Consider the following 25,720-nt stretch of genomic DNA (forward strand, 5'->3'; position numbering starts at 1 on the left):
TCGCAGTTATCTTTATAAAGCATTTGCTTACGTATAAACTTATTCTGATTTTCAGGAACAATTTAAATGTCTATCACTAAAGATCAAATCATTGAAGCAGTAGCAGCTATGTCCGTAATGGACGTTGTAGAGCTGGTTTCTGCAATGGAAGAAAAATTCGGTGTTTCTGCTGCTGCTGCTGTAGCTGTAGCTGCGGGCCCGGCTGAAGCTGCTGAAGAAAAAACTGAATTCGACGTAATTCTGAAAGCTGCTGGCGCGAACAAAGTTGCTGTTATCAAAGCAGTACGTGGCGCAACTGGCCTGGGTTTGAAAGAAGCTAAAGACCTGGTAGAATCTGCTCCAGCTGCGCTGAAAGAAGGCGTGAGCAAAGACGACGCAGAAGCACTGAAAAAATCTCTGGAAGAAGCTGGCGCTGAAGTTGAAGTTAAATAAGCCAACTTTTCTGGTTGCAGCCTAAGTCATTAGGCTGATGGCTGGTGACTTTTTAGTCACCAGCCTTTTTGCGCTGTAAGGCATCAGTAGCATTTCACACTGTTTGACTGCTGATTGTCCTGACAATGCTTGTTTCTATCGACGACTTAATATACTGCGACAGGGTGCTCGCTCTGTGTAAATCGCAATGAAATGGTTTAAGCGTGATAGCAACAGGTATTGCGGAAAGTATTCAATTTTCCGGTCCACAAAATGGTGTTGCACAAACTGTCCCTTCGTCGGACAGATGGGTCGACTTGTCAGCGAGCTGAGGAACCCTATGGTTTACTCCTATACCGAGAAAAAACGTATTCGTAAGGATTTTGGTAAACGTCCACAAGTTCTGGACATTCCATATCTCCTTTCTATCCAGCTTGACTCGTTCCAGAAGTTTATCGAGCAAGATCCTGAAGGGCAGTACGGTCTGGAAGCAGCCTTCCGCTCCGTGTTCCCGATTCAGAGCTACAGCGGTAACTCCGAGCTGCAGTACGTCAGCTACCGCCTTGGCGAACCGGTGTTTGACGTTCAGGAATGTCAGATCCGTGGCGTGACCTATTCCGCACCGCTGCGCGTGAAACTGCGTCTGGTGATCTACGAGCGCGAAGCGCCGGAAGGCACCGTAAAAGACATTAAAGAACAAGAAGTCTACATGGGTGAAATTCCACTCATGACGGACAACGGTACTTTCGTTATTAACGGTACTGAGCGTGTTATCGTTTCCCAGCTGCATCGTAGCCCGGGCGTCTTCTTCGACAGCGATAAAGGTAAAACGCACTCTTCCGGTAAAGTACTGTATAACGCACGCATCATTCCTTACCGTGGTTCCTGGCTGGACTTCGAGTTCGATCCAAAAGACAACCTGTTTGTCCGTATCGACCGTCGTCGTAAACTGCCTGCAACCATCATTCTGCGTGCACTGAACTATACCACTGAGCAGATCCTGGACCTGTTCTTTGAGAAAGTGATCTTTGAAATCCGCGACAACAAGCTGCAGATGGAGCTGGTGCCGGAACGTCTGCGTGGTGAGACCGCGTCGTTCGACATCGAAGCCGACGGCAAAGTGTATGTGGAAAAAGGTCGCCGTATCACCGCGCGCCACATCCGCCAGCTGGAAAAAGATGATATCAAACACATCGAAGTTCCGGTTGAATACATTGCAGGAAAAGTAGCCGCGAAAGATTACGTTGATGAATCAACTGGCGAGCTGATCTGCCCGGCTAACATGGAGCTGAGCCTGGATCTGCTGGCTAAGCTGAGTCAGGCTGGCCACAAACGTATCGAAACGCTGTTCACCAACGATCTGGACCACGGTCCGTACATCTCTGAGACTGTACGCGTCGACCCAACCAACGATCGTCTGAGCGCGCTGGTTGAAATCTACCGCATGATGCGTCCTGGTGAGCCACCAACTCGCGAAGCGGCTGAAAGCCTGTTCGAGAACCTGTTCTTCTCCGAAGACCGCTACGATCTGTCCGCGGTTGGTCGTATGAAGTTCAACCGTTCTCTGCTGCGCGACGAAATCGAAGGTTCCGGTATCCTGAGCAAAGACGACATCATCGAAGTGATGAAGAAGCTCATCGATATCCGTAACGGCAAAGGCGAAGTGGACGACATCGACCACCTCGGCAACCGTCGTATCCGTTCCGTAGGCGAAATGGCGGAAAACCAGTTCCGCGTTGGCCTGGTACGTGTAGAGCGTGCGGTGAAAGAGCGTCTGTCTCTGGGCGATCTGGATACCCTGATGCCTCAGGATATGATCAACGCCAAGCCGATTTCTGCAGCAGTGAAAGAGTTCTTCGGTTCCAGCCAGCTGTCTCAGTTCATGGACCAGAACAACCCGCTGTCTGAGATTACGCACAAGCGTCGTATCTCTGCACTCGGCCCTGGCGGTCTGACCCGTGAGCGTGCAGGCTTCGAAGTTCGAGACGTACACCCGACGCACTACGGTCGCGTATGTCCAATCGAAACGCCTGAAGGTCCAAACATCGGTCTGATCAACTCCCTGTCCGTGTATGCACAGACAAACGAATACGGTTTCCTCGAGACCCCGTACCGTAAAGTGACCGACGGTGTTGTTACCGACGAAATTCATTACCTGTCTGCTATCGAAGAAGGCAACTACGTTATCGCTCAGGCGAACTCCAACCTGGATGACGAAGGCCACTTTGTAGAAGATCTGGTTACCTGCCGTAGCAAAGGCGAATCCAGCTTGTTCAGCCGCGACCAGGTTGACTACATGGACGTATCCACCCAGCAGGTGGTATCCGTCGGTGCGTCCCTGATCCCGTTCCTGGAACACGATGACGCCAACCGTGCATTGATGGGTGCGAACATGCAACGTCAGGCCGTTCCAACTCTGCGTGCTGATAAGCCGCTGGTTGGTACCGGTATGGAACGTGCTGTTGCCGTTGACTCCGGTGTTACTGCAGTTGCTAAGCGTGGCGGTACTGTTCAGTACGTGGATGCCTCCCGTATCGTTATCAAAGTTAACGAAGACGAGATGTACCCGGGCGAAGCAGGTATCGACATTTATAACCTGACCAAATACACCCGTTCTAACCAGAACACCTGTATCAACCAGATGCCTTGCGTATCTCTGGGTGAGCCAGTTGAGCGCGGCGACGTGCTGGCAGACGGTCCGTCCACCGACCTCGGTGAACTGGCGCTCGGTCAAAACATGCGCGTAGCGTTCATGCCGTGGAACGGTTACAACTTCGAAGACTCCATCCTCGTCTCCGAGCGTGTGGTTCAGGAAGATCGTTTCACCACCATCCACATTCAGGAACTGGCGTGCGTGTCCCGTGACACCAAGCTGGGGCCAGAAGAGATCACTGCTGACATCCCTAACGTGGGTGAAGCTGCGCTCTCCAAACTGGATGAATCCGGTATTGTTTACATCGGTGCGGAAGTGACCGGCGGCGACATTCTGGTGGGTAAGGTTACGCCGAAAGGTGAAACCCAGCTGACGCCAGAAGAGAAACTGCTGCGTGCCATCTTCGGTGAGAAAGCGTCTGACGTTAAAGACTCTTCTCTGCGCGTACCAAACGGTGTTTCCGGTACGGTTATCGACGTTCAGGTCTTCACTCGTGATGGCGTTGAGAAAGATAAGCGTGCGCTGGAAATCGAAGAGATGCAGCTCAAACAGGCTAAGAAAGACCTGTCTGAAGAACTGCAGATCCTCGAAGCGGGTCTGTTCAGCCGTATCTATGCGGTGCTGGTTGCCGGTGGCGTTGAAGCTGAGAAGCTCGACAAACTGCCACGCGATCGCTGGCTGGAACTGGGCCTGACCGACGAAGAGAAACAAAATCAGCTGGAACAGCTGGCTGAGCAGTATGACGAACTGAAACACGAGTTCGAGAAAAAACTCGAAGCGAAACGCCGCAAAATCACTCAGGGCGACGATCTGGCACCAGGCGTGCTGAAGATTGTTAAGGTCTATCTGGCTGTTAAACGTCAGATCCAGCCTGGTGATAAGATGGCAGGTCGTCACGGTAACAAGGGTGTTATCTCTAAGATCAACCCGATCGAAGATATGCCGCACGATGCTAACGGTACGCCGGTAGATATCGTACTGAACCCACTGGGCGTACCGTCTCGTATGAACATTGGTCAGATCCTGGAAACTCACCTGGGTATGGCTGCGAAAGGCATCGGCGACAAGATTAACGCCATGCTGAAACAGCAGCAGGAAGTCGCGAAACTGCGCGAATTCATCCAGCGTGCCTACGATCTGGGTACCGACGTGCGTCAGAAAGTCGACCTGAACACCTTCAGCGATGAAGAAGTGCTGCGTCTGGCAGAGAACCTGCGCAAAGGTATGCCAATTGCAACGCCGGTATTCGACGGTGCAAAAGAAGCTGAAATTAAAGAGCTGCTGCAACTGGGTGGTCTGCCAACGTCTGGTCAGATTACGCTGTTTGACGGCCGTACCGGTGAACAGTTCGAACGTCCGGTAACCGTAGGTTACATGTACATGCTGAAACTGAACCACCTGGTCGACGACAAGATGCACGCTCGTTCTACCGGTTCTTACAGCCTGGTTACTCAGCAGCCGCTGGGTGGTAAGGCACAGTTCGGTGGTCAGCGCTTCGGGGAGATGGAAGTGTGGGCGCTGGAAGCATACGGCGCGGCATACACCCTGCAGGAAATGCTCACCGTTAAGTCTGATGACGTGAACGGTCGTACTAAGATGTATAAAAACATCGTGGACGGCAACCATCAGATGGAACCAGGCATGCCAGAATCCTTCAACGTACTGTTGAAAGAGATTCGTTCGCTGGGTATCAACATCGAACTGGAAGACGAGTAATTCTCGCTCAAACAGGTCACTGGTGCCGGGTTAACCCCTGGCACCGGATTGTGCTAACTCCGACGGGAGCAAATCCGTGAAAGATTTATTAAAGTTTCTGAAAGCGCAGACTAAAACCGAAGAGTTTGATGCGATCAAAATTGCTCTGGCTTCGCCAGACATGATCCGTTCATGGTCTTTCGGTGAAGTTAAAAAGCCGGAAACCATCAACTACCGTACGTTCAAGCCTGAGCGTGACGGCCTTTTCTGTGCGCGTATTTTCGGGCCAGTAAAAGATTACGAGTGCCTGTGCGGTAAGTACAAGCGCCTGAAACACCGCGGTGTGATCTGTGAGAAGTGCGGCGTTGAAGTGACCCAGACCAAAGTGCGCCGTGAGCGCATGGGCCACATCGAGCTGGCGTCTCCGACTGCTCACATCTGGTTCCTGAAATCACTGCCGTCCCGTATCGGTCTGCTGCTGGATATGCCGCTGCGTGATATCGAACGTGTTCTGTACTTCGAATCTTATGTGGTTATCGAAGGCGGGATGACGAACCTGGAACGTCATCAGATCCTGACTGAAGAGCAGTATCTGGACGCGCTGGAAGAGTTCGGTGACGAATTCGACGCGAAGATGGGTGCGGAAGCTATTCAGGCTCTGCTGAAGAGCATGGATCTGGAGCAAGAGTGCGAGCAGCTGCGTGAAGAGCTGAACGAAACCAACTCCGAAACCAAGCGTAAAAAGCTGACCAAGCGTATCAAACTGCTGGAAGCGTTCGTTCAGTCTGGTAACAAGCCAGAGTGGATGATCCTGACCGTTCTGCCGGTTCTGCCGCCAGATCTGCGTCCACTGGTTCCGCTGGATGGTGGTCGTTTCGCAACGTCCGATCTGAACGATCTGTATCGTCGCGTGATCAACCGTAACAACCGTCTGAAACGTCTGCTGGATCTGGCTGCGCCGGACATCATCGTACGCAACGAAAAACGTATGCTGCAGGAAGCGGTAGATGCCCTGCTGGATAACGGTCGTCGCGGTCGTGCGATCACCGGTTCTAACAAACGTCCTCTGAAATCTTTGGCCGACATGATCAAAGGTAAACAGGGTCGTTTCCGTCAGAACCTGCTCGGTAAGCGTGTTGACTACTCCGGTCGTTCTGTAATCACCGTAGGTCCATACCTGCGTCTGCATCAGTGCGGTCTGCCGAAGAAAATGGCACTGGAGCTGTTCAAACCGTTCATCTACGGCAAGCTGGAACTGCGTGGCCTGGCCACCACCATCAAAGCCGCTAAGAAAATGGTTGAGCGTGAAGAAGCTGTCGTTTGGGATATCCTGGACGAAGTTATCCGCGAACACCCGGTACTGCTGAACCGTGCACCAACCCTGCACCGTCTGGGTATCCAGGCATTTGAGCCAGTCCTGATCGAAGGTAAAGCGATCCAGCTGCACCCGCTGGTTTGTGCGGCCTATAACGCCGACTTCGATGGTGACCAGATGGCTGTTCACGTACCGCTGACGCTGGAAGCCCAGCTCGAAGCGCGTGCGCTGATGATGTCTACCAACAACATCCTGTCTCCAGCGAACGGTGAGCCAATCATTGTTCCTTCTCAGGACGTTGTACTGGGTCTGTACTACATGACCCGTGACTGTGTTAACGCCAAAGGCGAAGGCATGGTGCTGACTGGCCCGAAAGAAGCTGAGCGTATTTATCGCGCTGGCCTGGCCTCTCTGCATGCGCGCGTTAAAGTGCGTATCACCGAATACGAAAAAGATGCAAACGGCGAATTCGTTGCGAAAACCAGCCTGAAAGACACGACCGTTGGCCGTGCCATTCTGTGGATGATCGTTCCGAAAGGTCTGCCTTTCTCCATCGTCAACCAGGCGCTGGGCAAGAAAGCGATCTCCAAAATGCTGAACACCTGTTACCGCATTCTGGGCCTGAAGCCGACCGTTATCTTCGCTGACCAGACTATGTACACCGGCTTTGCTTATGCAGCGCGTTCAGGTGCATCTGTTGGTATCGATGACATGGTCATCCCAGAGAAGAAACACGAGATCATCTCTGAAGCGGAAGCTGAAGTTGCTGAGATCCAGGAGCAGTTCCAGTCTGGTCTGGTTACCGCGGGCGAACGCTATAACAAAGTTATCGATATCTGGGCAGCGGCGAACGATCGTGTATCCAAAGCGATGATGGACAACCTGCAGACCGAAACCGTGATTAACCGTGACGGCGTAGAAGAGCAGCAGGTTTCCTTCAACAGCATCTACATGATGGCCGACTCCGGTGCGCGTGGTTCTGCAGCACAGATTCGTCAGCTGGCAGGTATGCGTGGTCTGATGGCGAAGCCAGATGGCTCCATCATCGAAACGCCAATCACCGCGAACTTCCGTGAAGGTCTGAACGTACTCCAGTACTTCATCTCCACGCACGGTGCGCGTAAAGGTCTGGCGGATACCGCACTGAAAACCGCGAACTCCGGTTATCTGACGCGTCGTCTGGTAGACGTTGCGCAGGATCTGGTTGTGACCGAAGACGATTGTGGCACCCTCGAAGGTATCACCATGACCCCGGTTATCGAGGGTGGTGATGTTAAAGAGCCACTGCGCGATCGCGTACTGGGTCGTGTGACCGCGGAAGACATCCTGAAGCCGGGCACCGCAGACATTCTGGTTCCACGCAACACCCTGCTGCACGAACAGTGGTGTGACCTGCTGGAAGCGAACTCTGTTGACTCCGTGAAGGTGCGTTCCGTTGTATCCTGTGACACCGACTTTGGTGTATGTGCGCACTGCTACGGTCGTGACCTGGCGCGTGGCCACATCATCAACAAAGGTGAAGCCATCGGCGTTATCGCGGCACAGTCCATCGGTGAGCCGGGTACACAGCTGACGATGCGTACGTTCCACATCGGTGGTGCGGCATCTCGTGCGGCTGCTGAATCCAGCATCCAGGTGAAAAACAAAGGTAGCATCAAGCTCAGCAACGCGAAATCGGTTGTGAACTCCAGCGGTAAACTGGTTATCACTTCACGTAACACCGAGCTGAAGCTGATCGACGAATTCGGTCGTACCAAAGAGAGCTATAAAGTGCCTTACGGTGCGGTTATGGCGAAAGGTGATGGCGAGCAGGTTGCCGGCGGTGAAACCGTTGCAAACTGGGATCCACACACCATGCCGGTTATCACCGAAGTAAGTGGTTTCATCCGCTTCACTGACATGATCGACGGCCAGACCATTACTCGTCAGACTGACGAGCTGACCGGTCTGTCTTCTCTGGTGGTTCTGGATTCTGCTGAACGTACTACCGGCGGTAAAGATCTGCGTCCTGCACTGAAAATCGTTGATGCTCAGGGTAATGACGTTCTGATCCCAGGTACCGATATGCCTGCGCAGTACTTCCTGCCGGGTAAAGCGATTGTACAGCTGGAAGATGGCGTACAGATCAGCTCTGGTGACACCCTGGCGCGTATTCCTCAGGAATCCGGCGGTACCAAGGACATCACCGGTGGTCTGCCACGCGTTGCGGACCTGTTCGAAGCACGTCGTCCGAAAGAGCCGGCAATCCTGGCTGAAATCAGCGGTATCATCTCCTTCGGTAAAGAGACCAAAGGTAAGCGCCGTCTGGTTATCACTCCAGTAGATGGCAGCGAACCGTACGAAGAGATGATTCCTAAGTGGCGTCAGCTCAACGTGTTCGAAGGTGAACGCGTAGAACGTGGTGACGTGGTTTCCGACGGTCCAGAAGCGCCGCACGACATCCTGCGTCTGCGTGGTGTGCATGCTGTTACTCGTTACATCGTTAACGAAGTACAGGACGTATACCGCCTGCAGGGCGTTAAGATTAACGATAAACACATCGAAGTTATCGTTCGTCAGATGCTGCGTAAAGCAACCATCGAAAACGCGGGCAGCTCCGAGTTCCTCGAAGGCGAGCAGGTGGAATACTCACGCGTCAAGATCGCTAACCGCGAACTGGAAGCGAACGGCAAAATCGGTGCGACCTTCTCGCGCGATCTGCTGGGTATCACCAAAGCGTCTCTGGCAACCGAGTCCTTCATCTCTGCAGCATCGTTCCAGGAAACGACTCGTGTCCTGACCGAAGCCGCTGTTGCAGGTAAACGTGATGAACTGCGCGGTCTGAAAGAGAACGTTATCGTGGGTCGTCTGATCCCGGCTGGTACCGGTTATGCGTACCATCAGGATCGTATGCGTCGTCGTGCTGCAGGCGAACTGCCAGCTGCACCGCAGGTTACTGCTGAAGATGCATCCGCGAGCCTGGCAGAACTGCTGAACGCAGGTCTGGGTGGCTCCGACAACGAGTAATCGTTGAGTCGCTAATAAAAAACCCGCTTCGGCGGGTTTTTTTATATCTGCAAAATTTCAGTTTACTAATGGGATCCGTCGATACAGCTCAATCATATCGCCCGCCAGGTCCTGTATGACCATGGCGTTCATCAGGTGATCCTGCGAGTGGACGGTGATCAGGTTAACCGGAAGCTTCCCGGTCCCTTCATCAAGACCGATAAGCTGCGTCTGTATGGTGTGCGCATGCTTCACATATTCCCGCGACTCTTCCATCGCTTTTTCGGCTTCGTCAAACTCACCTTTACGCGCCATCTGCAATGCCGTCAGGGCCGCACTGCGCGCCGCGCCTGCGTTAACAAGCAGTTCCATAATCGTGGTTTCTAAGTCTTCCATTATGACTCCAGAAGTTTGAGCGCTTTATCCAGTACGGCATCACCTTTCATCATGCCGTAATCCATCATGTCGATCACCGCGACCTTTTTGCCCAGCGGGTCGGCCTGCGCCTGTAATTTAGCCTGCTCGTATTTAACCTGTGGCCCCAGCAATACGATGTCGGCCGTTGCGATGTTGTCTTTAAACTCCGCAACCGGAACGGCTTTAATGGTGACTTCAACCCCTTTTTTCTGCGCGGCGTCTTTCATACGTTGAACCAGCATGCTGGTTGACATTCCCGCTGCACAGCATAAAACGATGTTCTTCATAATCAGCCTCGATCTACATGTGTTTATTGATAATTATCCCGTGCAGACCGCTTCAACAACCGCTTTACCGCGATTGTGTGTCAGGCATCACAAAGAAACAGGCGTTTTTCTGAAACCGGTTACAATTTTACATTGGCGGGCACCCGGCCCGTCGAAACGGGCAGGGTGAAAGCGAGAGGATTAGCTGATGGATGTGCGAACGATTCGATTTTTTCCCTGCTGTTTGGCGCTGTAGAGAGCGTTATCAACGCTTCCGACAAATTGTTCCAGCGGTTCAAAATGCCACTCTCCAAGACCGCCGCTGAACGTAACCCGCAGGTTTTCTTCCCGCCAGACGCGTTTTTCAACGGCGGTACGCCACGCTTCCAGTAATGAGAGCGCGGAAGACATCTGCTCCGCCTGGAAGATTACGGCGAACTCTTCTCCGCCATAACGGTAAACCGAGACGTGATGTGGCTGCATAATCTGGATCCCTTCACGAGCCACGTTGCGCAGAACGATATCACCGGTCAGGTGACCCAGCGTGTCGTTAATTGACTTAAAGTTATCAATATCCACCAGCGCCATCGCGAAGGGCTGCTGGGCATTCAGCAGCTCTGCGATATCGCTGTCGAACGCGCGGCGGTTTTTACAGCCCGTCAGCGCATCGTGGGTGGCCTGGCGCACATACGCCATTTCGCGCTCTTTATTGGACTGAATCGTGTGGCTCAACATCGCTTCCAGGCGCGGTGCCTCGTTAACGTCGCCAGTTTTGATGGCATTGATAATGTGCATCAGCACGCTACGCGAGGCGTGGCGGAGGTATAAGCCGAAAAGGATGATGATGATGGCCGCCAGCGCAAACCCCCAGCCAACGATCGTCGTTTCGTGGCGGGTGATATCGGTGAGCGTCGCACCGGATACCCGGTAGATGACAAACCAGTCCGGGTTGGTAAACGAGTAGTAGTAATACCAGGCGTTGCTTTTCTTGTCGTAAAGATGGCCTTCGCCGCTGGTCATTTTGTCCATCAGCGCTTCGCTCACATACTGCTTGAAGAGCGCGCCGGTATCCGGATGCAGCACCACAGCACCGTCGCGTTCGACGACGAAGAATTCCCCCTGAACGGGCGCCACCATCTGGCGCAAGGTATAGCCCATCGACGTCAAATCGAGATGAAAGGCGATCGTTCCCTTCAGTCTGCCTTCCGGCGAGATCAACGGCTTATAAAGGGTTACCGTCGGATGGCCGGTAAAGTAGTCCATGTAGGGACGGGGATAGTGGCTGAAGATGCTGGCTTCCGCCTGAGCGACAAACCACGGCCGCGTTCGGGGATCGAAGGTTTTACTCTTCTCCGTGGGGAGCACCTCCGGCGCGCGCAGATAATGCCCCTGCGTATCGGCAAGCGAAATGGAGGAGACGGTCGGCATCAGGTTCTGCAAATGCATGACCATCTGCAGCCCCTGCGTCGGGTTAAGGTTTAGCGTCTCGTTTAGCCTGTCGTCGCGCGCAAAGTACATCGCGGAACGGCCCAGAATATAGTCGTTTTCACGCAGGATGGATTCGGTGTAGTTCACCGCCAGGTTGTGCGTGAAGTTGCTATTGATCTTATGATAATCCTCAAGAAAATCCTTTCGTTGCGAAAGCGTCACCGCGATCGCGATCACCGCAAAACTGCAGAGGATCCCCGCAAAGCTGAGCATAATGGGCCGGGTAAAAGAGAGCTTTTTGCTGTGAAGTGCCATGAGCTGTACATCGTTCCTGATGGTGAATACTTTTCGTCTGCCGATATCCTCTCAGCATAGTCGCTGCCCTGCGGTTAGCGGTGAATTATACGGCACGCGATTTTTGACAGGATGATTTATCTTAAGAACCATTAAGAAAATACTTATTAAAATGGCATGAGCCGTTTGAGCAATGAACCAGAGGCAGGGCGAAACGAGGAAGAAGCTTTTCGCCCTGGTCAGCATCCGTTGCTGACCGTGTGACAATAAAAAACCGGACGATCGCCGACAATCTTCCGGTTTTGCCTTTTCGTCGCGGCTCGACAATTTTTTAACGTGTTGCAGTGCGTTTCAACGTCACTGCGAGGCTCTTCCCAGCCAGCTGTCCCAGTCTTTCCAGACAGGCTGAAGACCCTGCGCCGTCAGGGCGGCGGCGACCGCTTCCGGGCGTCGTCCGTCATGGGGTGCAAATTGTTCCAGTTCCGGATGGTCGTCGGCGTAGCCGCCAGGCTGCGTTTTGGAAAACGCGCTGACGTTGTTAATCGCAAGCGGGATGACGCGATCGCGAAATGCCGGAGACTCGCGCGTTGAGAGCGATAATTCCACTTCCGGAGCGAGCAGGCGAAACGCGCAAATGGTCTGCACCAGCTGGCGTTCATCCATCAGCGAAGCCGGTTCAATTCCTCCCGCGCAGGGACGCAGGCGCGGGAAGGAGATGGAGTATCGGCTCTGCCAGTAGTGCTGCTGCAACCACAGCAGATGTTCCGCCACCATGTAACAATCCACCCGCCAGCTGTCGGAAAGCCCGATCAGCGCACCCAGACCGATTTTGTCGATACCGGCGCGACCCAGCCTGTCCGGCGTTTCCAGGCGGAAGAAGAAATCCTGTTTCTTGCCTTTCAGGTGGTGTCGGGCGTACGTCGCCTCGTGATAGGTTTCCTGATAGACCATGACCCCGTCCAGCCCGAGCGTTTTGAGCTCCGCGTACTCCTCCTGCGACAGAGGCTGCACTTCCATTTGCAACGACGCAAACTGACGACGAATGGCGGGAAGGTGCCGACGGAAATAGTCCATTCCCACTTTCCCCTGATGTTCGCCCGTGACCAGCAAAAGATGTTCAAAACCCATTTCACGGATGGCCGCACACTCACGGGCAATCTCAGCCTCATCGAGCGTTTTACGCTTGATGCGGTTGCTCATGGAGAAACCGCAGTAGGTGCAGTCATTGGCGCACAGGTTGGAGAGATAGAGCGGCACGTAGAAGCTCACCGTGTTGCCAAACCGCTGGCGGGTAAGCCGCTGCGCTCGCTGGGCCATCGGTTCGAGGTAGGCGCTGGCCGCCGGGGAGAGCAGGGCCATCAGATCCTCGCGGGTCAGATGACGGGCCTGCAGCGCGCGCTCCACGTCAGCCGCCGTTTTGCTGTTGATACGCAGGGCAATGTCGTCCCAGTTAAGCTGGCGCCAGCGCTCGGTAAACGTGCTCATGAGATCGCCTCCAGAAAACCGGTCAGCGGGCTGGTGGCCTGCGCCTGGAAACTGCGCGAGCCGGGGCCGGATCCCCTTGCCAGCAGGCCGGCCTCCACGGCCAGGCGGAATGCACGCGCCATCATGACCGGATCGTCGGCAACCGCGATAGCCGTATTCACCAGCACCGCGTCGGCGCCCATCTCCAGCGCCTGCGCGGCATGGCTGGGCACGCCAATGCCCGCATCCACCACCACCGGTACGGTGGCCTGTTCAATAATGATTTCCAGCATCGCGCGGGTCTCCAGCCCCTGGTTGGAGCCAATGGGGGCCCCCAGCGGCATGACGGCAGCGCAGCCGACCTCTTCCAGCCGTTTGCACAGGACAGGGTCGGCCCCGCAGTAAGGCAGGACGGTAAACCCTTGCTGCACCAGCTTTTCAGCCGCTTTCAGCGTTTCAATCGGATCGGGCAGCAGCCAGCGGGCATCCGGATGGATTTCCAGCTTCAACCAGCGGGTGCCGAGCGCCTCCCGTGCCAGCTGTGCGGCAAAAATCGCCTCTTCTGCCGTTTTGGCGCCGGAGGTGTTGGGCAACAGCGTGACGCCCGCTTCCAGCAACGGAGCCAGAATGGCATCGCTGTGATGGCGCAGATCCACGCGCTTAAGCGCCAGCGTCACCAGCTGGCTGCCGCTTTCGCGAATGGCCTCCACCATCAGCTGCGGCGAGGCGAATTTTCCGGTTCCGGTAAACAGATGCGAATCAAAGACTTTATCGGCAATACGTAACATCTCAGCCCCCTGCGATAACCTGAAACAGCAGGATCTGGTCGCCTTCATTGACCTGCTGATGTTCCCACTGCTCGCGCGGCAGGATCTGTTGATTGAGCGCCAGCGCCGTTCCCGGCTTGAGCTGACGCAGCTTGTCGAGCAGTGCGGCAACGGTAAGCCCGTCGTCGCAGCTCATCGGCTCATCGTTAAACAGAATGCGCATCGCGGCCTCCGCACACCGGGCAGTGGCTGGCGCGATGCAGCGCCAGATGACGCCAGCCGCTGGAGCGGGCATCAAACAGCCGCAGCGTATTGCGTTCCGTCTCCATGCCGCTGAGCAGCTTGATGGCCTCCAGCGCCTGCATCGTGCCCATCACGCCGACCACCGGACCCAGAATGCCCGCCGTACGGCAGTTGCGCGTCGGCTCGGCATCGTCCGGCCACAGGCAGCGATAGCAGCCCTGCGTCCACGGTGGCGTCAGAACCATCATTTGCCCGCCGAACCCCACCGCGCTGGCGGTGATAAGCGGCGTATGATTTGCCACGCAGGCGGCGTTGATCGCCTGGCGCGTCGCCATGTTGTCGGTACAGTCCAGCACCACGTCGGCAAGGGCGACTTCACGGTGCAGGCTTTCACCGCCAAGCCGCTCCTGTAGGGCAATCAGTTCGATATCCGGGTTAAGCTGATGCAGCCGCTGCCGGGTGATCTGCGCTTTCGGCTGGTTGATATCCTCGGTGGTAAAGAGGATTTGTCGCTGCAGGTTGCTGAGGTGGACCTCGTCGTCGTCGGCCAGCACCAGCGTGCCGATACCCGCGCCTGCCAGATAGAGCGCGGCGGGTGCGCCTAATCCCCCCAGGCCAACAATCAGCACCCGGCTGGCGAGCAGTTTTTGCTGCCCGTCGATGGCGATATCTTCCAGCAGAATCTGGCGGCTGTAGCGCATAAAGTCGCGATCATTCATCGCCTGCTCCTGCCAGCTGTAACAGCTGTTCGGTGGCGGCCTGCCAGTCTGCGGCCTGGGTGATGGCGCTGACGACGGCGATGCTGCCCGCGCCGGTCTCCAGCACCGCCGGGGCGCGTTCCAGGCTGATTCCGCCGATGGCGACGGTGGGGTAGTCGGCAAGGCGTTTAACGTGACCCGCCAGTTGCGTCAGACCCTGCGGAGCGGAGGGCATCTGCTTGGTTTGCGTCGGGAAGACGTGACCGAGCGCGATGTAAGAGGGACGGGCCGCCAGGGCCACGTCGATCTCCATGTCATCGTGTGTTGACACACCAAGACGCAACCCGGCGTCACGGATTGCGCTCAGATCCGTTGTTTCCAGGTCCTCCTGACCCAGATGCACGCCGTACGCCCGGTGCTTAACGGCCAGCCGCCAGTAGTCATTGATAAACAGGCGGGCGTTATACCTACGCCCCAGCGCAATGGCGGCAACCACATCGGCTTCCACCTCCTCATCGCGTTTATCCTTGATGCGCAGCTGGAGGGTGCGAACGCCTGCCTCCAGCAGGCGCGCTATCCACGCCACGCTGTCCACCACCGGATAGAGCCCTAAACGGTAGGGAACGGGTGGGAAATCGGGCTGGTACATTACGCCTCCTCTTTTTTGAGGTAGATTTCGCCGCCTTTGGCGCGGAAGGCTTCGGACATGTCCGCCATACCCACTTCAATGGTTTGCGTGGCGGCGTAGTCGCGCACCTCCTGGCTGATTTTCATCGAGCAGAACTTCGGCCCACACATGGAGCAGAAGTGCGCGACTTTGCCCGATTCCTGCGGCAGGGTTTCGTCGTGGTAGGCGCGGGCGGTGAACGGATCCAGCGCCAGGTTGAACTGGTCTTCCCAGCGGAATTCAAAGCGCGCCTTCGACATGGCGTTATCACGGATTTGCGCGCCCGGATGGCCTTTCGCCAGATCCGCCGCGTGGGCGGCAATCTTGTAGGTGATCAGCCCCTGTTTCACGTCCTCTTTGTTAGGCAGGCCGAGGTGCTCTTTCGGCGTCACGTAGCAGAGCATGGCGCAGCCGAACCAGCCGATCATCGCCGCCCCAATGCCTGACGTGAAGTGGTCATAGCCCGGCGCGATGTCGGTGGTCAGCGGCCCCAGCGTGTAGAACGGCGCTTCGTGGCAGTGCTCCAGCTCTTCGGTCATGTTGCGGCGGATCATCTGCATCGGCACGTGGCCCGGGCCTTCAATCATCACCTGCACGTCATACTCCCAGGCGATTTTGGTCAGTTCGCCCAGCGTGTGCAGCTCGGCAAACTGCGCTTCGTCGTTGGCGTCGCGGATGGAGCCCGGGCGCAGGCCGTCGCCCAGCGACAGAGAGACATCGTAAGCGGCGCAGATTTCGCAGATCTCGCGGAAGTGTTCGTAGAGGAAGTTCTCCTGGTGATGGGAGAGGCACCACTTCGCCATGATCGAACCGCCGCGCGAGACGATGCCGGTCAGACGCTTCGCGGTCATCGGCACGTAGCGCAGCAGCACGCCCGCGTGAATGGTGAAGTAGTCCACGCCCTGTTCCGCCTGCTCCAGCAGCGTGTCGCGGAACGCTTCCCAGGTGAGGTTTTCGGCAATGCCGTTGACCTTCTCCAGCGCCTGATAAATCGGGACGGTGCCAATCGGAACCGGGCTGTTACGCAGGATCCATTCGCGGGTTTCGTGAATATAGCGGCCGGTGGAGAGATCCATTACCGTGTCCGCGCCCCAGCGCGTTGACCAGACAAGCTTTTCAACCTCTTCTTCGATGGAGGAGGTGACGGCCGAATTACCGATGTTAGCGTTGACCTTCACCAGGAAGTTGCGGCCGATAATCATCGGCTCGGATTCCGGGTGGTTAATGTTGGCGGGGATGATCGCGCGGCCTGCGGCCACTTCGTCACGCACAAACTCCGGCGTGATGTTCGCCGGCAGGCGTGCGCCAAAGCCTTCGCCCGGGTGCTGGTAGCGCAGCACTTCGCTGCGGATACGCTCGCGGCCCATGTTCTCGCGGATGGCGATGAACTCCATCTCCGGCGTGACGATCCCCTGGCGGGCGTAGTGCAGCTGCGTCACGCATTTGCCCGCTCTGGCGCGTTTTGGCGTCAGCAGGCCGGTAAAGCGCAGCGCGTCCAGACCGTCGTCGGCCAGGCGTTCTTTGGTGTATGCAGAACTGCGTACGCTCAGTTCTTCGCAGTCGTTACGCGCCTCTATCCACGGCTGGCGCAGCTTTGCCAGACCCTGCTGGACGTTAATAGCCACATCAGGATCGCCGTACGGGCCGGAGGTGTCATACACCGGCACGGCTTCGTTGTCTTCATACTGCGGATTCTCTTTGCTGCCGCCGATAAGCGTCGGGCTGAGCTGGATTTCGCGCATCGGGACGCGGATATCGGCCTGCGAGCCGGAAATGTAGATGCGTTTCGAGTTCGGGAAAGCGGTGCCTTCCAGGGTGTCGATGAAGTGTTGGGCCTGTGCACGCTGTTCGCGGCGGGTCAGTTTTGCAGTAGACATAGCTCATTCCAAAAGTGAAGGACATGGCTTGTCAGACGACGGATGAAGCAAGAGAGGATCGCCCGGGGGGCGATACAACAGCAGTGTGACTCTTGTTCCCTTCGCAGGTATTAGCCTGATCAGGTTCCGCGGATCCCGAATTAACGGTCTCAGCCCGGCTTTCGCTCTGGGCACTCCGACAAGAAAAATCCCCCTCGTGAGAGGGGCGAATGGTTGTAAATTACTCGTTAACGATTAAGAACTCAAGCCGGGCGCGCGATGTTATCTTCGGGGCTGGCGTCCAGGACGAGGCTAATCAGCTTATCTTCCAGCGTGAATCGCTCTTCCAGCGCTTCGCCAAGGTCGGAAAGCGCCTGCTGGAACTCAAGATAGTTATCGTGATCGATGGCGTTCTCAAGCGTGGAATCGTAGTAATCCATGATCTGCTGGGTGTTGGCTTCCAGCAGCGGACAAAGTTTGCTGGCCGCTAAATACGGCGTTGTCCCTTCCATTTCGCGGATAATGCGTTCATAAATATTGAAATGGCCGTCGGACAGGTAGTCGACCAGGCTCTGACAAAAATCATCCAGCGCTTTTTCATTCAGCCGCATAAACGATTCTTTGCCAGGCTTAAGACCGACCAGATTGTAATAAGCCACGAGTAGATGCTTGCGCACATGTAGCCAGCGATCCACCAGTTTGTTACTTCCTCTAACGCGCTCAGTCAGGCTTTCTAGCTGGTTTAACATGGTCGACTCCGCAAAGTGTAGGATTGAATCTGCTCATCCAGAATGTAACCACAGTGCTAACAACATGTCAGTGAAGCGAAGGTAGTGCAATAGATATGGATCGTATTATTGAAAAATCAGATCTGGGTTGGTGGATCGTCAGTCACGAACAAAAATTATGGTTGCCCGGTGGAGAGCTGCCCTATGGTGCGGCGGAAACGTTCGATCTCGTGGGCCAGCCTGCGCTGAAGATCGGCGAGTGGCAGGGTGAACCCGTGTGGTTGATCCAACAATCGCGTCGTCTGGATATGGGATCCGTTCGCCAGGTGTTGGATCTGGACGTAGGCCTGTTCCAGCTGGCGGGGCGGGGCGTGCAGCTGGCGGAGTTTTACCGTTCGCACAAATACTGCGGCTATTGCGGCCATACCATGCACCCGAGTAAAACCGAGTGGGCGATGCTCTGCAGCCACTGCCGCGAACGTTATTACCCACAAATTGCGCCGTGCATTATCGTCGCTATCCGTCGGGATGACTCTATTTTGCTTGCACAGCATACCCGCCATCGCAACGGCATTCATACCGTGCTGGCCGGGTTCGTCGAAGTGGGCGAAACGCTGGAGCAGGCAGTGGCGCGCGAGGTGATGGAAGAGAGCGGAATCAAAGTGAAGAACCTGCGCTACGTCACCTCCCAGCCGTGGCCGTTCCCGCAGTCGCTGATGACGGCCTTTATGGCCGACTATGACAGCGGCGAGATCGTTATCGATCAGAAAGAGCTGCTGGATGCGAACTGGTATCGCTATGACGATCTACCGCTGCTCCCCCCACCGGGTACCGTGGCGCGCCGGCTGATAGAAGATACCGTAGCGATGTGTCGGGCCGAGTATGAGTAGTGTTACACTGAGGCCATGACGCTTAAGGAACTGCAAAAATGACCGAACTGAAGAACGATCGTTATCTGCGTGCGCTGCTGCGCCAGCCCGTTGATGTCACCCCGGTGTGGATGATGCGCCAGGCGGGACGCTATCTGCCAGAGTACAAAGCCACGCGCGCGCAGGCGGGCGATTTTATGTCGCTGTGCAAAAACGCCGAGCTGGCCTGTGAAGTGACGCTCCAGCCGCTGCGCCGCTTCCCGCTGGATGCGGCGATCCTCTTCTCGGATATTCTGACCATTCCGGATGCGATGGGCCTTGGCCTGTACTTCGAAACCGGTGAAGGCCCGCGTTTTACCTCTCCGATCAGAAGCAAAGCGGACGTGGACAAGCTGCCGATCCCCGATCCGGAAGGCGAGCTGGGCTACGTGATGAACGCCGTGCGCACCATTCGCCGCGAGCTGAAAGGTGAAGTGCCGCTGATTGGCTTCTCCGGCAGCCCGTGGACGCTGGCGACCTATATGGTGGAAGGGGGCAGCAGCAAAGCCTTCACCCTGATTAAAAAGATGATGTACGCCGAGCCGCTGGCTCTGCATGCGCTGCTCGACAAGCTCGCGAAGAGCGTCACGCTCTACCTCAACGCGCAGATTAAAGCCGGTGCGCAGTCGGTGATGATTTTCGATACCTGGGGCGGCGTGCTGACCGGGCGTGATTATCAACAGTTCTCCCTGTATTACATGCATAAAATCGTTGACGGCCTGCTGCGCGAAAACGAAGGCCGCCGCGTGCCGGTGACGCTGTTCACCAAAGGTGGCGGTCAGTGGCTGGAAGCCATGGCGGCAACCGGCTGCGACGCACTGGGTCTCGACTGGACCACCGATATCGCTGATGCCCGCCGCCGCGTGGGCGACAAAGTGGCGCTTCAGGGCAATATGGACCCGTCCATGCTCTATGCGCCGCCTGCCCGTATTGAAGAAGAAGTGTCGACTATACTGTCTGGTTTCGGCCAGGGGGAAGGCCACGTCTTTAACCTCGGCCACGGTATTCATCAGGATGTGCCGCCAGAGCACGCAGGCGTATTTGTGGAGGCGGTGCATCGGCTTTCTGCCCAGTATCACAAGTAAGGAGTCGTTATGGATCTCGCGTCGCTACGCGCTCAACAAATCGAACTGGCCTCATCGGTGATCCGCGAGGATCGTCTGGATAAGGATCCTCCGCAGTACATTGGCGGAGCCGACGTCGGGTTTGAGCAGGGTGGGGACGTGACGCGAGCGGCGATGGTGGTCCTGAAATACCCTTCGCTCGAACTGGTGGAGTACAAGGTCGCGCGTATTGCCACCACCATGCCGTACATTCCGGGCTTTCTCTCCTTCCGCGAATATCCCGCGCTGCTGGCTGCGTGGGAGCAGCTTTCGCAAAAACCTGACCTGCTTTTTGTCGATGGGCACGGTATCTCACACCCGCGCCGTTTAGGCGTTGCCAGCCACTTTGGGCTGCTGGTGGATGTGCCGACCATCGGTGTCGCCAAGAAACGCCTGTGCGGCGCGTTTGAGCCACTCTCCGCCGAGCCGGGTGCGCTGGCACCGCTTATCCATAAAGGCGAGCAGCTGGCGTGGGTCTGGCGCAGCAAGGCACGCTGTAATCCGCTGTTCATCGCCACCGGCCATCGGGTGAGTATGGACAGCGCCCTGGCGTGGGTACAGCGCTGCATGAAGGGCTACCGCTTACCGGAGCCAACGCGCTGGGCTGACGCGGTGGCCTCTTCGCGTCCGGCTTTTGTTCGTTGGCAGGAAATTCAGCGATGATTCAGGTAAACTGCGCCTAATTTTCGATTCGAGAGATCATCATGCTACAAAACCCGATTCACCTGCGCCTTGAAAAGCTGGAAAGCTGGCAGCACGTCACCTTCATGGCTTGCCTGTGCGAGCGCATGTATCCCAACTATGCCGCGTTCTGCAAGCAGACCGGCTTTGGTGATGGCCATATCTACCGCCGCATTCTGGATCTGATCTGGGAAACGCTGACGGTGAAAGACGCGAAGGTGAATTTCGACTCTCAGCTCGAAAAGCTGGAAGAGGCGATCCCGGTGGCGGATGATTTTGACCTGTACGGCGTCTACCCGGCAATTGATGCCTGTGTGGCGTTAAGCGAATTGCTCCACTCCCGCCTGAGCGGTGAGACGCTGGAGCACGCTATCGAAGTCAGTAAGGCCTCTATCACCACCGTGGCGATGCTGGAAATGACCCAGGAAGGTCGCGAGATGACCGACGAAGAGCTGCGCGCAAACCCGGCCGTTGAGCAAGAATGGGATATCCAGTGGGAGATTTTCCGCCTGCTGGCAGAGTGTGAAGAACGCGACATTGAGCTGATCAAAGGGCTGCGCGCGGACTTACGTGAGGCCGGTGAGAGTAATATTGGTATAATTTTTAACCAATGAGATAAGAAAACTTGAGATAACGCCCGTTTTGTCGCTCCTCGACTCTTCCCTTTCGACCCTTGTCTGGTCTACATTTGGGGGGCGAAAAAAAGTGGCTATCGGTGCGTGTATGCAGGAGAGTGCTTTTTTGGCATTTTCGTCGCACTCGATGCTTAGCAAGCGATAAACACATTGAAAGGATAACTTATGAACAAGACTCAACTGATTGATGTAATTGCGGACAAGGCTGATCTGTCTAAAGTGCAGGCTAAAGCTGCTCTGGAATCTACCCTGGCTGCTATTACTGAGTCTCTGAAAGAAGGCGATGCTGTACAACTGGTTGGTTTCGGTACCTTCAAAGTGAACCACCGCGCTGAGCGTACTGGCCGCAACCCGCAGACCGGTAAAGAAATCAAAATCGCCGCAGCTAACGTGCCGGCATTTGTTTCTGGTAAAGCACTGAAAGACGCTGTTAAGTAAGACGCGTGGCAGTGAACAGTTTTAGCGAAGGGGCGGCAACGCCCCTTTTGTCTTTCTGGCGCGGAACGCTCGCGCTGGCAGGCGTGCTGCTGCTGTCAGCCTGTAGTCACGACACCACCCTGCCGCCGTTTACCGCCAGCGGCTACGCTGACAACCAGGGCGCGGTCAGGATCTGGCGTAAAGATTCCGGCAATGAAGTTCATCTGTTGTCTGCCTTCAGCCCGTGGCATAGCGGCAATACGTCGACGGCAGAATATCGCTGGCAGGGAGATGACCTCTCGCTGATTGAGCTGAACGTCTACAGCAAGACCCCCGAACACGTGAAAGTGCGTTTTGACGACCATGGCGAGCTGAGCTTTATGCAGCGTGAAGTCAGCGGTCAAAAACAGCAGCTTTCCAGCGACCAAATCGCCCTCTACCGTTACCGTGCCGAACAAATCCGCCAGACCAGCGATGCGCTTCGTCTGGGACGCGTCGTGCTGCGCCAGGGGCGCTGGCATAACGACGGGACGGTGACGACCTGCGAAGGGCAAACGGTGAAGCCTGAGCTTGAATCCTGGGCAACCGAACACATTCAACGCCGTCAGCGTCATTCATCAATGGACGTGAGCGTGGCGTGGCTGGAAGCGCCGGAAGGCTCTCAATTGCTATTGGTGGCGAACGAAGATTTCTGCACCTGGCAGCCGACAGAGAAGAGTTTTTGAGTTCTGTGGATTAAGCCGGATGGCGCTAACGCTTATCCGGCCTACGAACGATTCCCTCTCCCTGTGGGAGAGGGTGAGGGCGAGGAGGAATTACTCACCCTGCTCACGCGCAATCGCGCGATAGCCGATATCCTGACGGCTAAAGCTACCGTTCCAGTGAATATCCGCCATCAGCGCATAGGCGCGCTTCTGTGCTTCTGCCACGGTATGGCCCAGCGCGGTCGCACACAGCACGCGTCCGCCGTTGGTCAGAACGCGATCGTCCTCAGCCAGCTTCGTACCGGCGTGGAACACTTTCGCACCGTCAATCTCTTCCAGCGGCAGACCGTGGATCTCATCACCGGTGCTGTAGTTGCCCGGATAACCGCCCGCAGCAATCACCACGCCGAGAGACGCACGCTCGTCCCACTCGGAGGTTTTCTCGTCCAGCTTGCCATCGCAGGCAGCCAGGCACAGCTCCACCAGATCGGATTTCATGCGCAGCATGATGGGCTGGGTTTCTGGATCGCCAAAGCGGCAGTTGAATTCGATGACCTTAGGGTTACCCTGCTTGTCGATCATCAAGCCTGCATAAAGGAAACCGGTGTAGGTATTGCCTTCTGCCGCCATTCCCTTCACGGTAGGCCAGATGATGCGATCCATGGTGCGCTGGTGGACGTCGTCAGTCACGACCGGCGCAGGGGAGTAAGCGCCCATCCCGCCGGTATTAGGCCCCATGTCGCCATTGCCCACACGCTTGTGATCCTGGCTGGTGGCCATCGGCAGAACGTGCTCGCCGTCGACCATGACGATAAAGCTCGCCTCTTCACCGTCGAGGAACTCTTCAATCACGATGCGGTGGCCCGCATCGCCAAAGGCGTTACCTGCCAGCATATCCTGAACCGCGGCTTCGGCTTCTTCGAGCGTCATCGCGACGATCACGCCTTTACCCGCGGCCAGACCGTCGGCCTTGATAACAATCGGCGCGCCCTTCTCACGTAACCAGGCCAGAGCAGGCTCCACTTCAGTGAAATTCTGATATTCCGCCGTCGGGATGTTATGACGCGCGAGGAAATCTTTGGTGAAGGCCTTGGAGCCTTCCAGCTGCGCGGCGCCTTCCGTTGGGCCAAAGATTTTCAGGCCCGCTGCGCGGAACGCATCCACGACACCTATCACCAGCGGCGCTTCCGGACCGACGATGGTCAGGTCGATTTTCTCCTGCTGAGCAAAGCTCAACAGCGCCGGAATGTCGGTCACGCCGATAGCCACGTTCTGCAGCGCGGGCTCCAGCGCGGTACCGGCGTTGCCCGGTGCCACGAAGACCGTTTTAACCAGCGGAGACTGGGCCGCTTTCCACGCCAGCGCGTGCTCGCGTCCGCCGTTACCAATCACTAATACTTTCATTTTCTGCTCCGGGAATTAATGGCGGAAGTGACGCATGTCGGTGAAGATCATCGCAATGCCGTGTTCGTCGGCAGCAGCAATCACTTCGTCGTCGCGGATTGAGCCGCCTGGCTGGATCACGCAGGTGATGCCGACAGCGGCTGCGGCGTCGATACCGTCACGGAACGGGAAGAAGGCGTCAGAGGCCATGGCGGAGCCTTTGACTTCCAGGCCTTCATCGCCTGCTTTAATACCCGCGATTTTCGCCGAGTAAACGCGGCTCATCTGGCCTGCGCCTATCCCGATAGTCATGTTCTCTTTGGCATAGACGATGGCGTTGGATTTCACGAACTTCGCCACCTTCCAGCAGAACAGCGCGTCACGCAGCTCCTGTTCGGTCGGCTGACGTTTGGTCACCACGCGCAGGTCGGCTTCTGTCACCATCCCCAGATCGCGGTCCTGAACCAGCAGGCCGCCGTTCACGCGCTTGAAGTCCAGGCCCGGCACGCGTTCCGCCCACTGACCACAAACCAGTACACGCACGTTCTGTTTTGCCGCGGTGATTTTCAGCGCTTCTTCGGAGGCCGATGGCGCGATGATCACTTCAACAAACTGGCGGGAGATGATGGCCTGAGCGGTTTCGGCATCCAGCTCGCGGTTGAAGGCGATAATGCCGCCGAACGCGGAGGTCGGGTCAGTTTTGTATGCGCGATCGTAAGCTTCAAGAATCGACGTGCTTACCGCCACGCCACATGGGTTCGCGTGCTTCACAATAACGCAGGCCGGCTCGCTGAATTCTTTCACGCATTCCAGCGCGGCGTCGGTGTCAGCAATGTTGTTATAGGAGAGCGCTTTGCCCTGAACCTGCTGTGCGGTAGCGACAGAAGCTTCTTTTACCTCTTCTTCTATATAGAAGGCCGCCTGCTGGTGGCTGTTCTCGCCGTAGCGCATATCCTGCTTCTTAATGAAGTTCAGGTTCAGGGTGCGCGGGAAGCGGCCTGAAGGATCTTTGCTTTCACCGTGGTAAGCCGGCACCAGGCTACCGAAGTAGTTGGCGATCATGCTGTCGTACGCGGCGGTGTGCTCGAAGGCTTTGATGGCGAGGTCGAAACGCGTTTCCAGGGTCAGCGACCCATCGTTGGCGTCCATTTCATTAATAATGGCGGTGTAATCGCTGCTCTTTACCACGATGGCGACATCTTTATGGTTCTTGGCCGCGGAGCGCACCATGGTCGGGCCGCCGATATCAATATTCTCTACGGCATCTTCCAGAGAGCAGCCTTCGCGCGCCACGGTCTGGGCGAACGGGTAGAGGTTAACGACAACCATGTCGATCGGCGCGATGTCGTGCTGTTCCATAATGGCGTCGTCCTGACCGCGACGGCCAAGAATACCGCCGTGGACTTTCGGGTGCAGGGTTTTGACGCGTCCATCCATCATTTCCGGGAAACCGGTGTAATCGGACACTTCGGTTACCGGCAGACCTTTATCTGCTAACAGGCGAGCGGTTCCACCTGTGGAAAGCAGCTCTACACCGCGTGCAGAAAGTGCCTGAGCGAATTCGACGATACCGGCTTTATCAGAAACACTGAGCAGAGCGCGGCGGACTGGACGACGTTGTTGCATGGTAAATCCCCTGGATTTCACGATTACAGAGAGCGTTAGATGAATTTTCCTGTGAAAAACTCATCTAACACACCTGACGAGGCATCCTAGTAAAGCGCGAGCATTTTAACGAAAACGTTTGCGCAACGCTCGCACATTTTCACTTTTTCGTATCATTGTGGATAAGTCTGTGCGTAAAAAGGTATAAGGCGGGGTTTTGCTGTGGAATTCAGCAGTCAGTCATTTTTCTGTCATTTAGCGGTTGCGGCCTGCGGAGAACTCCCTATAATGCGCCTCCATCGACACGGCGGATGTGAATCACTTCACACAACAAGCGGTTCGGTTGAAGAGAAAAAATCCTGAAATAACGGGTTGACTCTGAAAGAGGAAAGCGTAT

Annotated in this window: 21 protein-coding genes and 1 riboswitch; of the genes, 9 read left to right on the forward strand and 12 right to left on the reverse strand. The window is 56.1% G+C overall.

Annotated features, from left to right (window positions below):
- Window positions 1-66 precede the first annotated feature (66 nt).
- The 3 genes from rplL to rpoC all read left to right on the forward strand — a co-directional run bounded on the left by rplL (window position 67) and on the right by rpoC (window position 9,080).
- Window positions 67-432: a 50S ribosomal protein L7/L12 gene (gene rplL / locus ACVCAM_RS21260; protein ID WP_002445276.1), complete on the forward strand. Its 366-nt coding sequence runs from the start codon at window positions 67-69 to the stop codon at window positions 430-432.
- A 319-nt stretch (window positions 433-751) separates the two neighbouring features.
- Complete coding sequence (gene rpoB / locus ACVCAM_RS21265) at window positions 752-4,780, forward strand: DNA-directed RNA polymerase subunit beta (protein ID WP_008503453.1); 4,029 nt, start codon at window positions 752-754, stop codon at window positions 4,778-4,780.
- A gap of 76 nt (window positions 4,781-4,856) precedes the next feature.
- Complete coding sequence (gene rpoC / locus ACVCAM_RS21270) at window positions 4,857-9,080, forward strand: DNA-directed RNA polymerase subunit beta' (protein WP_008503454.1); 4,224 nt, start codon at window positions 4,857-4,859, stop codon at window positions 9,078-9,080.
- 57 nt (window positions 9,081-9,137) lie between these two features.
- Here rpoC and ACVCAM_RS21275 read toward each other — a convergent pair whose 3' ends face one another.
- From ACVCAM_RS21275 to ACVCAM_RS21320, 10 genes are all read right to left on the reverse strand, one after another.
- Window positions 9,138-9,455 carry a PTS lactose/cellobiose transporter subunit IIA gene (locus ACVCAM_RS21275; RefSeq protein WP_008503455.1) on the reverse strand — a complete coding sequence of 106 codons (318 nt, stop codon included), beginning with the start codon at window positions 9,453-9,455 and terminating at the stop codon, window positions 9,138-9,140.
- On the reverse strand, window positions 9,455-9,763 hold the full coding sequence (locus tag ACVCAM_RS21280; protein ID WP_008503456.1) for a PTS sugar transporter subunit IIB: 309 nt from the start codon (window positions 9,761-9,763) through the stop codon (window positions 9,455-9,457). Before ACVCAM_RS21280 ends, ACVCAM_RS21275 begins: the two co-directional genes overlap by 1 nt.
- A 180-nt stretch (window positions 9,764-9,943) precedes the next feature.
- A complete protein-coding gene (locus ACVCAM_RS21285; protein ID WP_407222955.1) occupies window positions 9,944-11,485 on the reverse strand; it encodes a sensor domain-containing diguanylate cyclase in 1,542 nt (513 codons plus the stop codon).
- A gap of 336 nt (window positions 11,486-11,821) precedes the next feature.
- Window positions 11,822-12,949 carry a 2-iminoacetate synthase ThiH gene (gene thiH / locus ACVCAM_RS21290; RefSeq protein WP_059364633.1) on the reverse strand — a complete coding sequence of 376 codons (1,128 nt, stop codon included), beginning with the start codon at window positions 12,947-12,949 and terminating at the stop codon, window positions 11,822-11,824.
- Complete coding sequence (thiG, locus tag ACVCAM_RS21295; RefSeq protein WP_021242958.1) at window positions 12,946-13,716, reverse strand: thiazole synthase; 771 nt, start codon at window positions 13,714-13,716, stop codon at window positions 12,946-12,948. Before thiG ends, thiH begins: the two co-directional genes overlap by 4 nt.
- A 1-nt stretch (window position 13,717) precedes the next feature.
- Window positions 13,718-13,918 carry a sulfur carrier protein ThiS gene (gene thiS, locus ACVCAM_RS21300; protein WP_021242959.1) on the reverse strand — a complete coding sequence of 67 codons (201 nt, stop codon included), beginning with the start codon at window positions 13,916-13,918 and terminating at the stop codon, window positions 13,718-13,720.
- Window positions 13,902-14,657, reverse strand: coding sequence for a HesA/MoeB/ThiF family protein (locus ACVCAM_RS21305; RefSeq protein ID WP_008503461.1), 756 nt, complete (start codon window positions 14,655-14,657; stop codon window positions 13,902-13,904). The genes thiS and ACVCAM_RS21305 overlap by 17 nt, the downstream gene beginning before the upstream one ends.
- Complete coding sequence (thiE, locus tag ACVCAM_RS21310) at window positions 14,650-15,285, reverse strand: thiamine phosphate synthase (protein WP_032675759.1); 636 nt, start codon at window positions 15,283-15,285, stop codon at window positions 14,650-14,652. Before thiE ends, ACVCAM_RS21305 begins: the two co-directional genes overlap by 8 nt.
- Window positions 15,285-17,180 (reverse strand): phosphomethylpyrimidine synthase ThiC, encoded by a 1,896-nt coding sequence (gene thiC, locus ACVCAM_RS21315; RefSeq protein ID WP_407222956.1) that lies wholly within the window; start codon window positions 17,178-17,180, stop codon window positions 15,285-15,287. Before thiC ends, thiE begins: the two co-directional genes overlap by 1 nt.
- A 79-nt stretch (window positions 17,181-17,259) precedes the next feature.
- A riboswitch (TPP riboswitch) is annotated at window positions 17,260-17,368 on the reverse strand.
- Between the two features lie 54 nt (window positions 17,369-17,422).
- Complete coding sequence (locus tag ACVCAM_RS21320) at window positions 17,423-17,908, reverse strand: Rsd/AlgQ family anti-sigma factor (RefSeq protein ID WP_008503464.1); 486 nt, start codon at window positions 17,906-17,908, stop codon at window positions 17,423-17,425.
- A gap of 95 nt (window positions 17,909-18,003) precedes the next feature.
- On the opposite strand from ACVCAM_RS21320, the gene nudC reads away from it, so the two are divergent.
- The 6 genes from nudC to ACVCAM_RS21350 all read left to right on the forward strand — a co-directional run bounded on the left by nudC (window position 18,004) and on the right by ACVCAM_RS21350 (window position 22,356).
- Window positions 18,004-18,777 carry an NAD(+) diphosphatase gene (gene nudC, locus ACVCAM_RS21325; protein ID WP_023294851.1) on the forward strand — a complete coding sequence of 258 codons (774 nt, stop codon included), beginning with the start codon at window positions 18,004-18,006 and terminating at the stop codon, window positions 18,775-18,777.
- Between the two features lie 38 nt (window positions 18,778-18,815).
- On the forward strand, window positions 18,816-19,880 hold the full coding sequence (gene hemE / locus ACVCAM_RS21330) for a uroporphyrinogen decarboxylase (RefSeq protein ID WP_008503466.1): 1,065 nt from the start codon (window positions 18,816-18,818) through the stop codon (window positions 19,878-19,880).
- Window positions 19,881-19,889: 9 nt separating this feature from the next.
- Complete coding sequence (gene nfi, locus ACVCAM_RS21335) at window positions 19,890-20,561, forward strand: deoxyribonuclease V (RefSeq protein ID WP_021242964.1); 672 nt, start codon at window positions 19,890-19,892, stop codon at window positions 20,559-20,561.
- 41 nt (window positions 20,562-20,602) lie between these two features.
- A complete protein-coding gene (locus tag ACVCAM_RS21340; RefSeq protein ID WP_008503468.1) occupies window positions 20,603-21,193 on the forward strand; it encodes a YjaG family protein in 591 nt (196 codons plus the stop codon).
- Between the two features lie 186 nt (window positions 21,194-21,379).
- A complete protein-coding gene (hupA, locus tag ACVCAM_RS21345; RefSeq protein WP_002445246.1) occupies window positions 21,380-21,652 on the forward strand; it encodes a nucleoid-associated protein HU-alpha in 273 nt (90 codons plus the stop codon).
- 11 nt (window positions 21,653-21,663) lie between these two features.
- Window positions 21,664-22,356, forward strand: a complete 693-nt coding sequence (locus tag ACVCAM_RS21350) for a DUF1481 domain-containing protein (protein ID WP_008503469.1) — start codon at window positions 21,664-21,666, stop codon at window positions 22,354-22,356.
- A gap of 90 nt (window positions 22,357-22,446) precedes the next feature.
- On the opposite strand, the gene purD is transcribed toward ACVCAM_RS21350, so the two are convergent.
- Together purD and purH are read right to left on the reverse strand one after the other, a co-directional pair.
- Window positions 22,447-23,739 carry a phosphoribosylamine--glycine ligase gene (purD, locus tag ACVCAM_RS21355; RefSeq protein WP_032675762.1) on the reverse strand — a complete coding sequence of 431 codons (1,293 nt, stop codon included), beginning with the start codon at window positions 23,737-23,739 and terminating at the stop codon, window positions 22,447-22,449.
- A 15-nt stretch (window positions 23,740-23,754) separates the two neighbouring features.
- Window positions 23,755-25,344, reverse strand: a complete 1,590-nt coding sequence (gene purH, locus ACVCAM_RS21360) for a bifunctional phosphoribosylaminoimidazolecarboxamide formyltransferase/IMP cyclohydrolase (RefSeq protein WP_023326473.1) — start codon at window positions 25,342-25,344, stop codon at window positions 23,755-23,757.
- Window positions 25,345-25,720 lie beyond the last annotated feature (376 nt).

This window comes from Enterobacter sp. CFEC122, from assembly GCF_052983755.1.

Bases quoted from the DNA above. Each gene is read 5' to 3' on its own strand.
- rplL (WP_002445276.1), top strand. From the start codon at position 67: ATGTCTATCACTAAAGATCAAATCATTGAAGCAGTAGCAGCTATGTCC.
- rpoB (WP_008503453.1), top strand. From the start codon at position 752: ATGGTTTACTCCTATACCGAGAAAAAACGTATTCGTAAGGATTTTGGT.
- ACVCAM_RS21275 (WP_008503455.1), bottom strand. From the start codon at position 9,455: ATGGAAGACTTAGAAACCACGATTATGGAACTGCTTGTTAACGCAGGC.
- ACVCAM_RS21280 (WP_008503456.1), bottom strand. From the start codon at position 9,763: ATGAAGAACATCGTTTTATGCTGTGCAGCGGGAATGTCAACCAGCATG.
- ACVCAM_RS21285 (WP_407222955.1), bottom strand. From the start codon at position 11,485: ATGGCACTTCACAGCAAAAAGCTCTCTTTTACCCGGCCCATTATGCTC.
- thiH (WP_059364633.1), bottom strand. From the start codon at position 12,949: ATGAGCACGTTTACCGAGCGCTGGCGCCAGCTTAACTGGGACGACATT.
- thiG (WP_021242958.1), bottom strand. From the start codon at position 13,716: ATGTTACGTATTGCCGATAAAGTCTTTGATTCGCATCTGTTTACCGGA.
- thiS (WP_021242959.1), bottom strand. From the start codon at position 13,918: ATGCGCATTCTGTTTAACGATGAGCCGATGAGCTGCGACGACGGGCTT.
- ACVCAM_RS21305 (WP_008503461.1), bottom strand. From the start codon at position 14,657: ATGAATGATCGCGACTTTATGCGCTACAGCCGCCAGATTCTGCTGGAA.
- thiE (WP_032675759.1), bottom strand. From the start codon at position 15,285: ATGTACCAGCCCGATTTCCCACCCGTTCCCTACCGTTTAGGGCTCTAT.
- thiC (WP_407222956.1), bottom strand. From the start codon at position 17,180: ATGTCTACTGCAAAACTGACCCGCCGCGAACAGCGTGCACAGGCCCAA.
- ACVCAM_RS21320 (WP_008503464.1), bottom strand. From the start codon at position 17,908: ATGTTAAACCAGCTAGAAAGCCTGACTGAGCGCGTTAGAGGAAGTAAC.
- nudC (WP_023294851.1), top strand. From the start codon at position 18,004: ATGGATCGTATTATTGAAAAATCAGATCTGGGTTGGTGGATCGTCAGT.
- hemE (WP_008503466.1), top strand. From the start codon at position 18,816: ATGACCGAACTGAAGAACGATCGTTATCTGCGTGCGCTGCTGCGCCAG.
- nfi (WP_021242964.1), top strand. From the start codon at position 19,890: ATGGATCTCGCGTCGCTACGCGCTCAACAAATCGAACTGGCCTCATCG.
- ACVCAM_RS21340 (WP_008503468.1), top strand. From the start codon at position 20,603: ATGCTACAAAACCCGATTCACCTGCGCCTTGAAAAGCTGGAAAGCTGG.
- hupA (WP_002445246.1), top strand. From the start codon at position 21,380: ATGAACAAGACTCAACTGATTGATGTAATTGCGGACAAGGCTGATCTG.
- purD (WP_032675762.1), bottom strand. From the start codon at position 23,739: ATGAAAGTATTAGTGATTGGTAACGGCGGACGCGAGCACGCGCTGGCG.
- purH (WP_023326473.1), bottom strand. From the start codon at position 25,344: ATGCAACAACGTCGTCCAGTCCGCCGCGCTCTGCTCAGTGTTTCTGAT.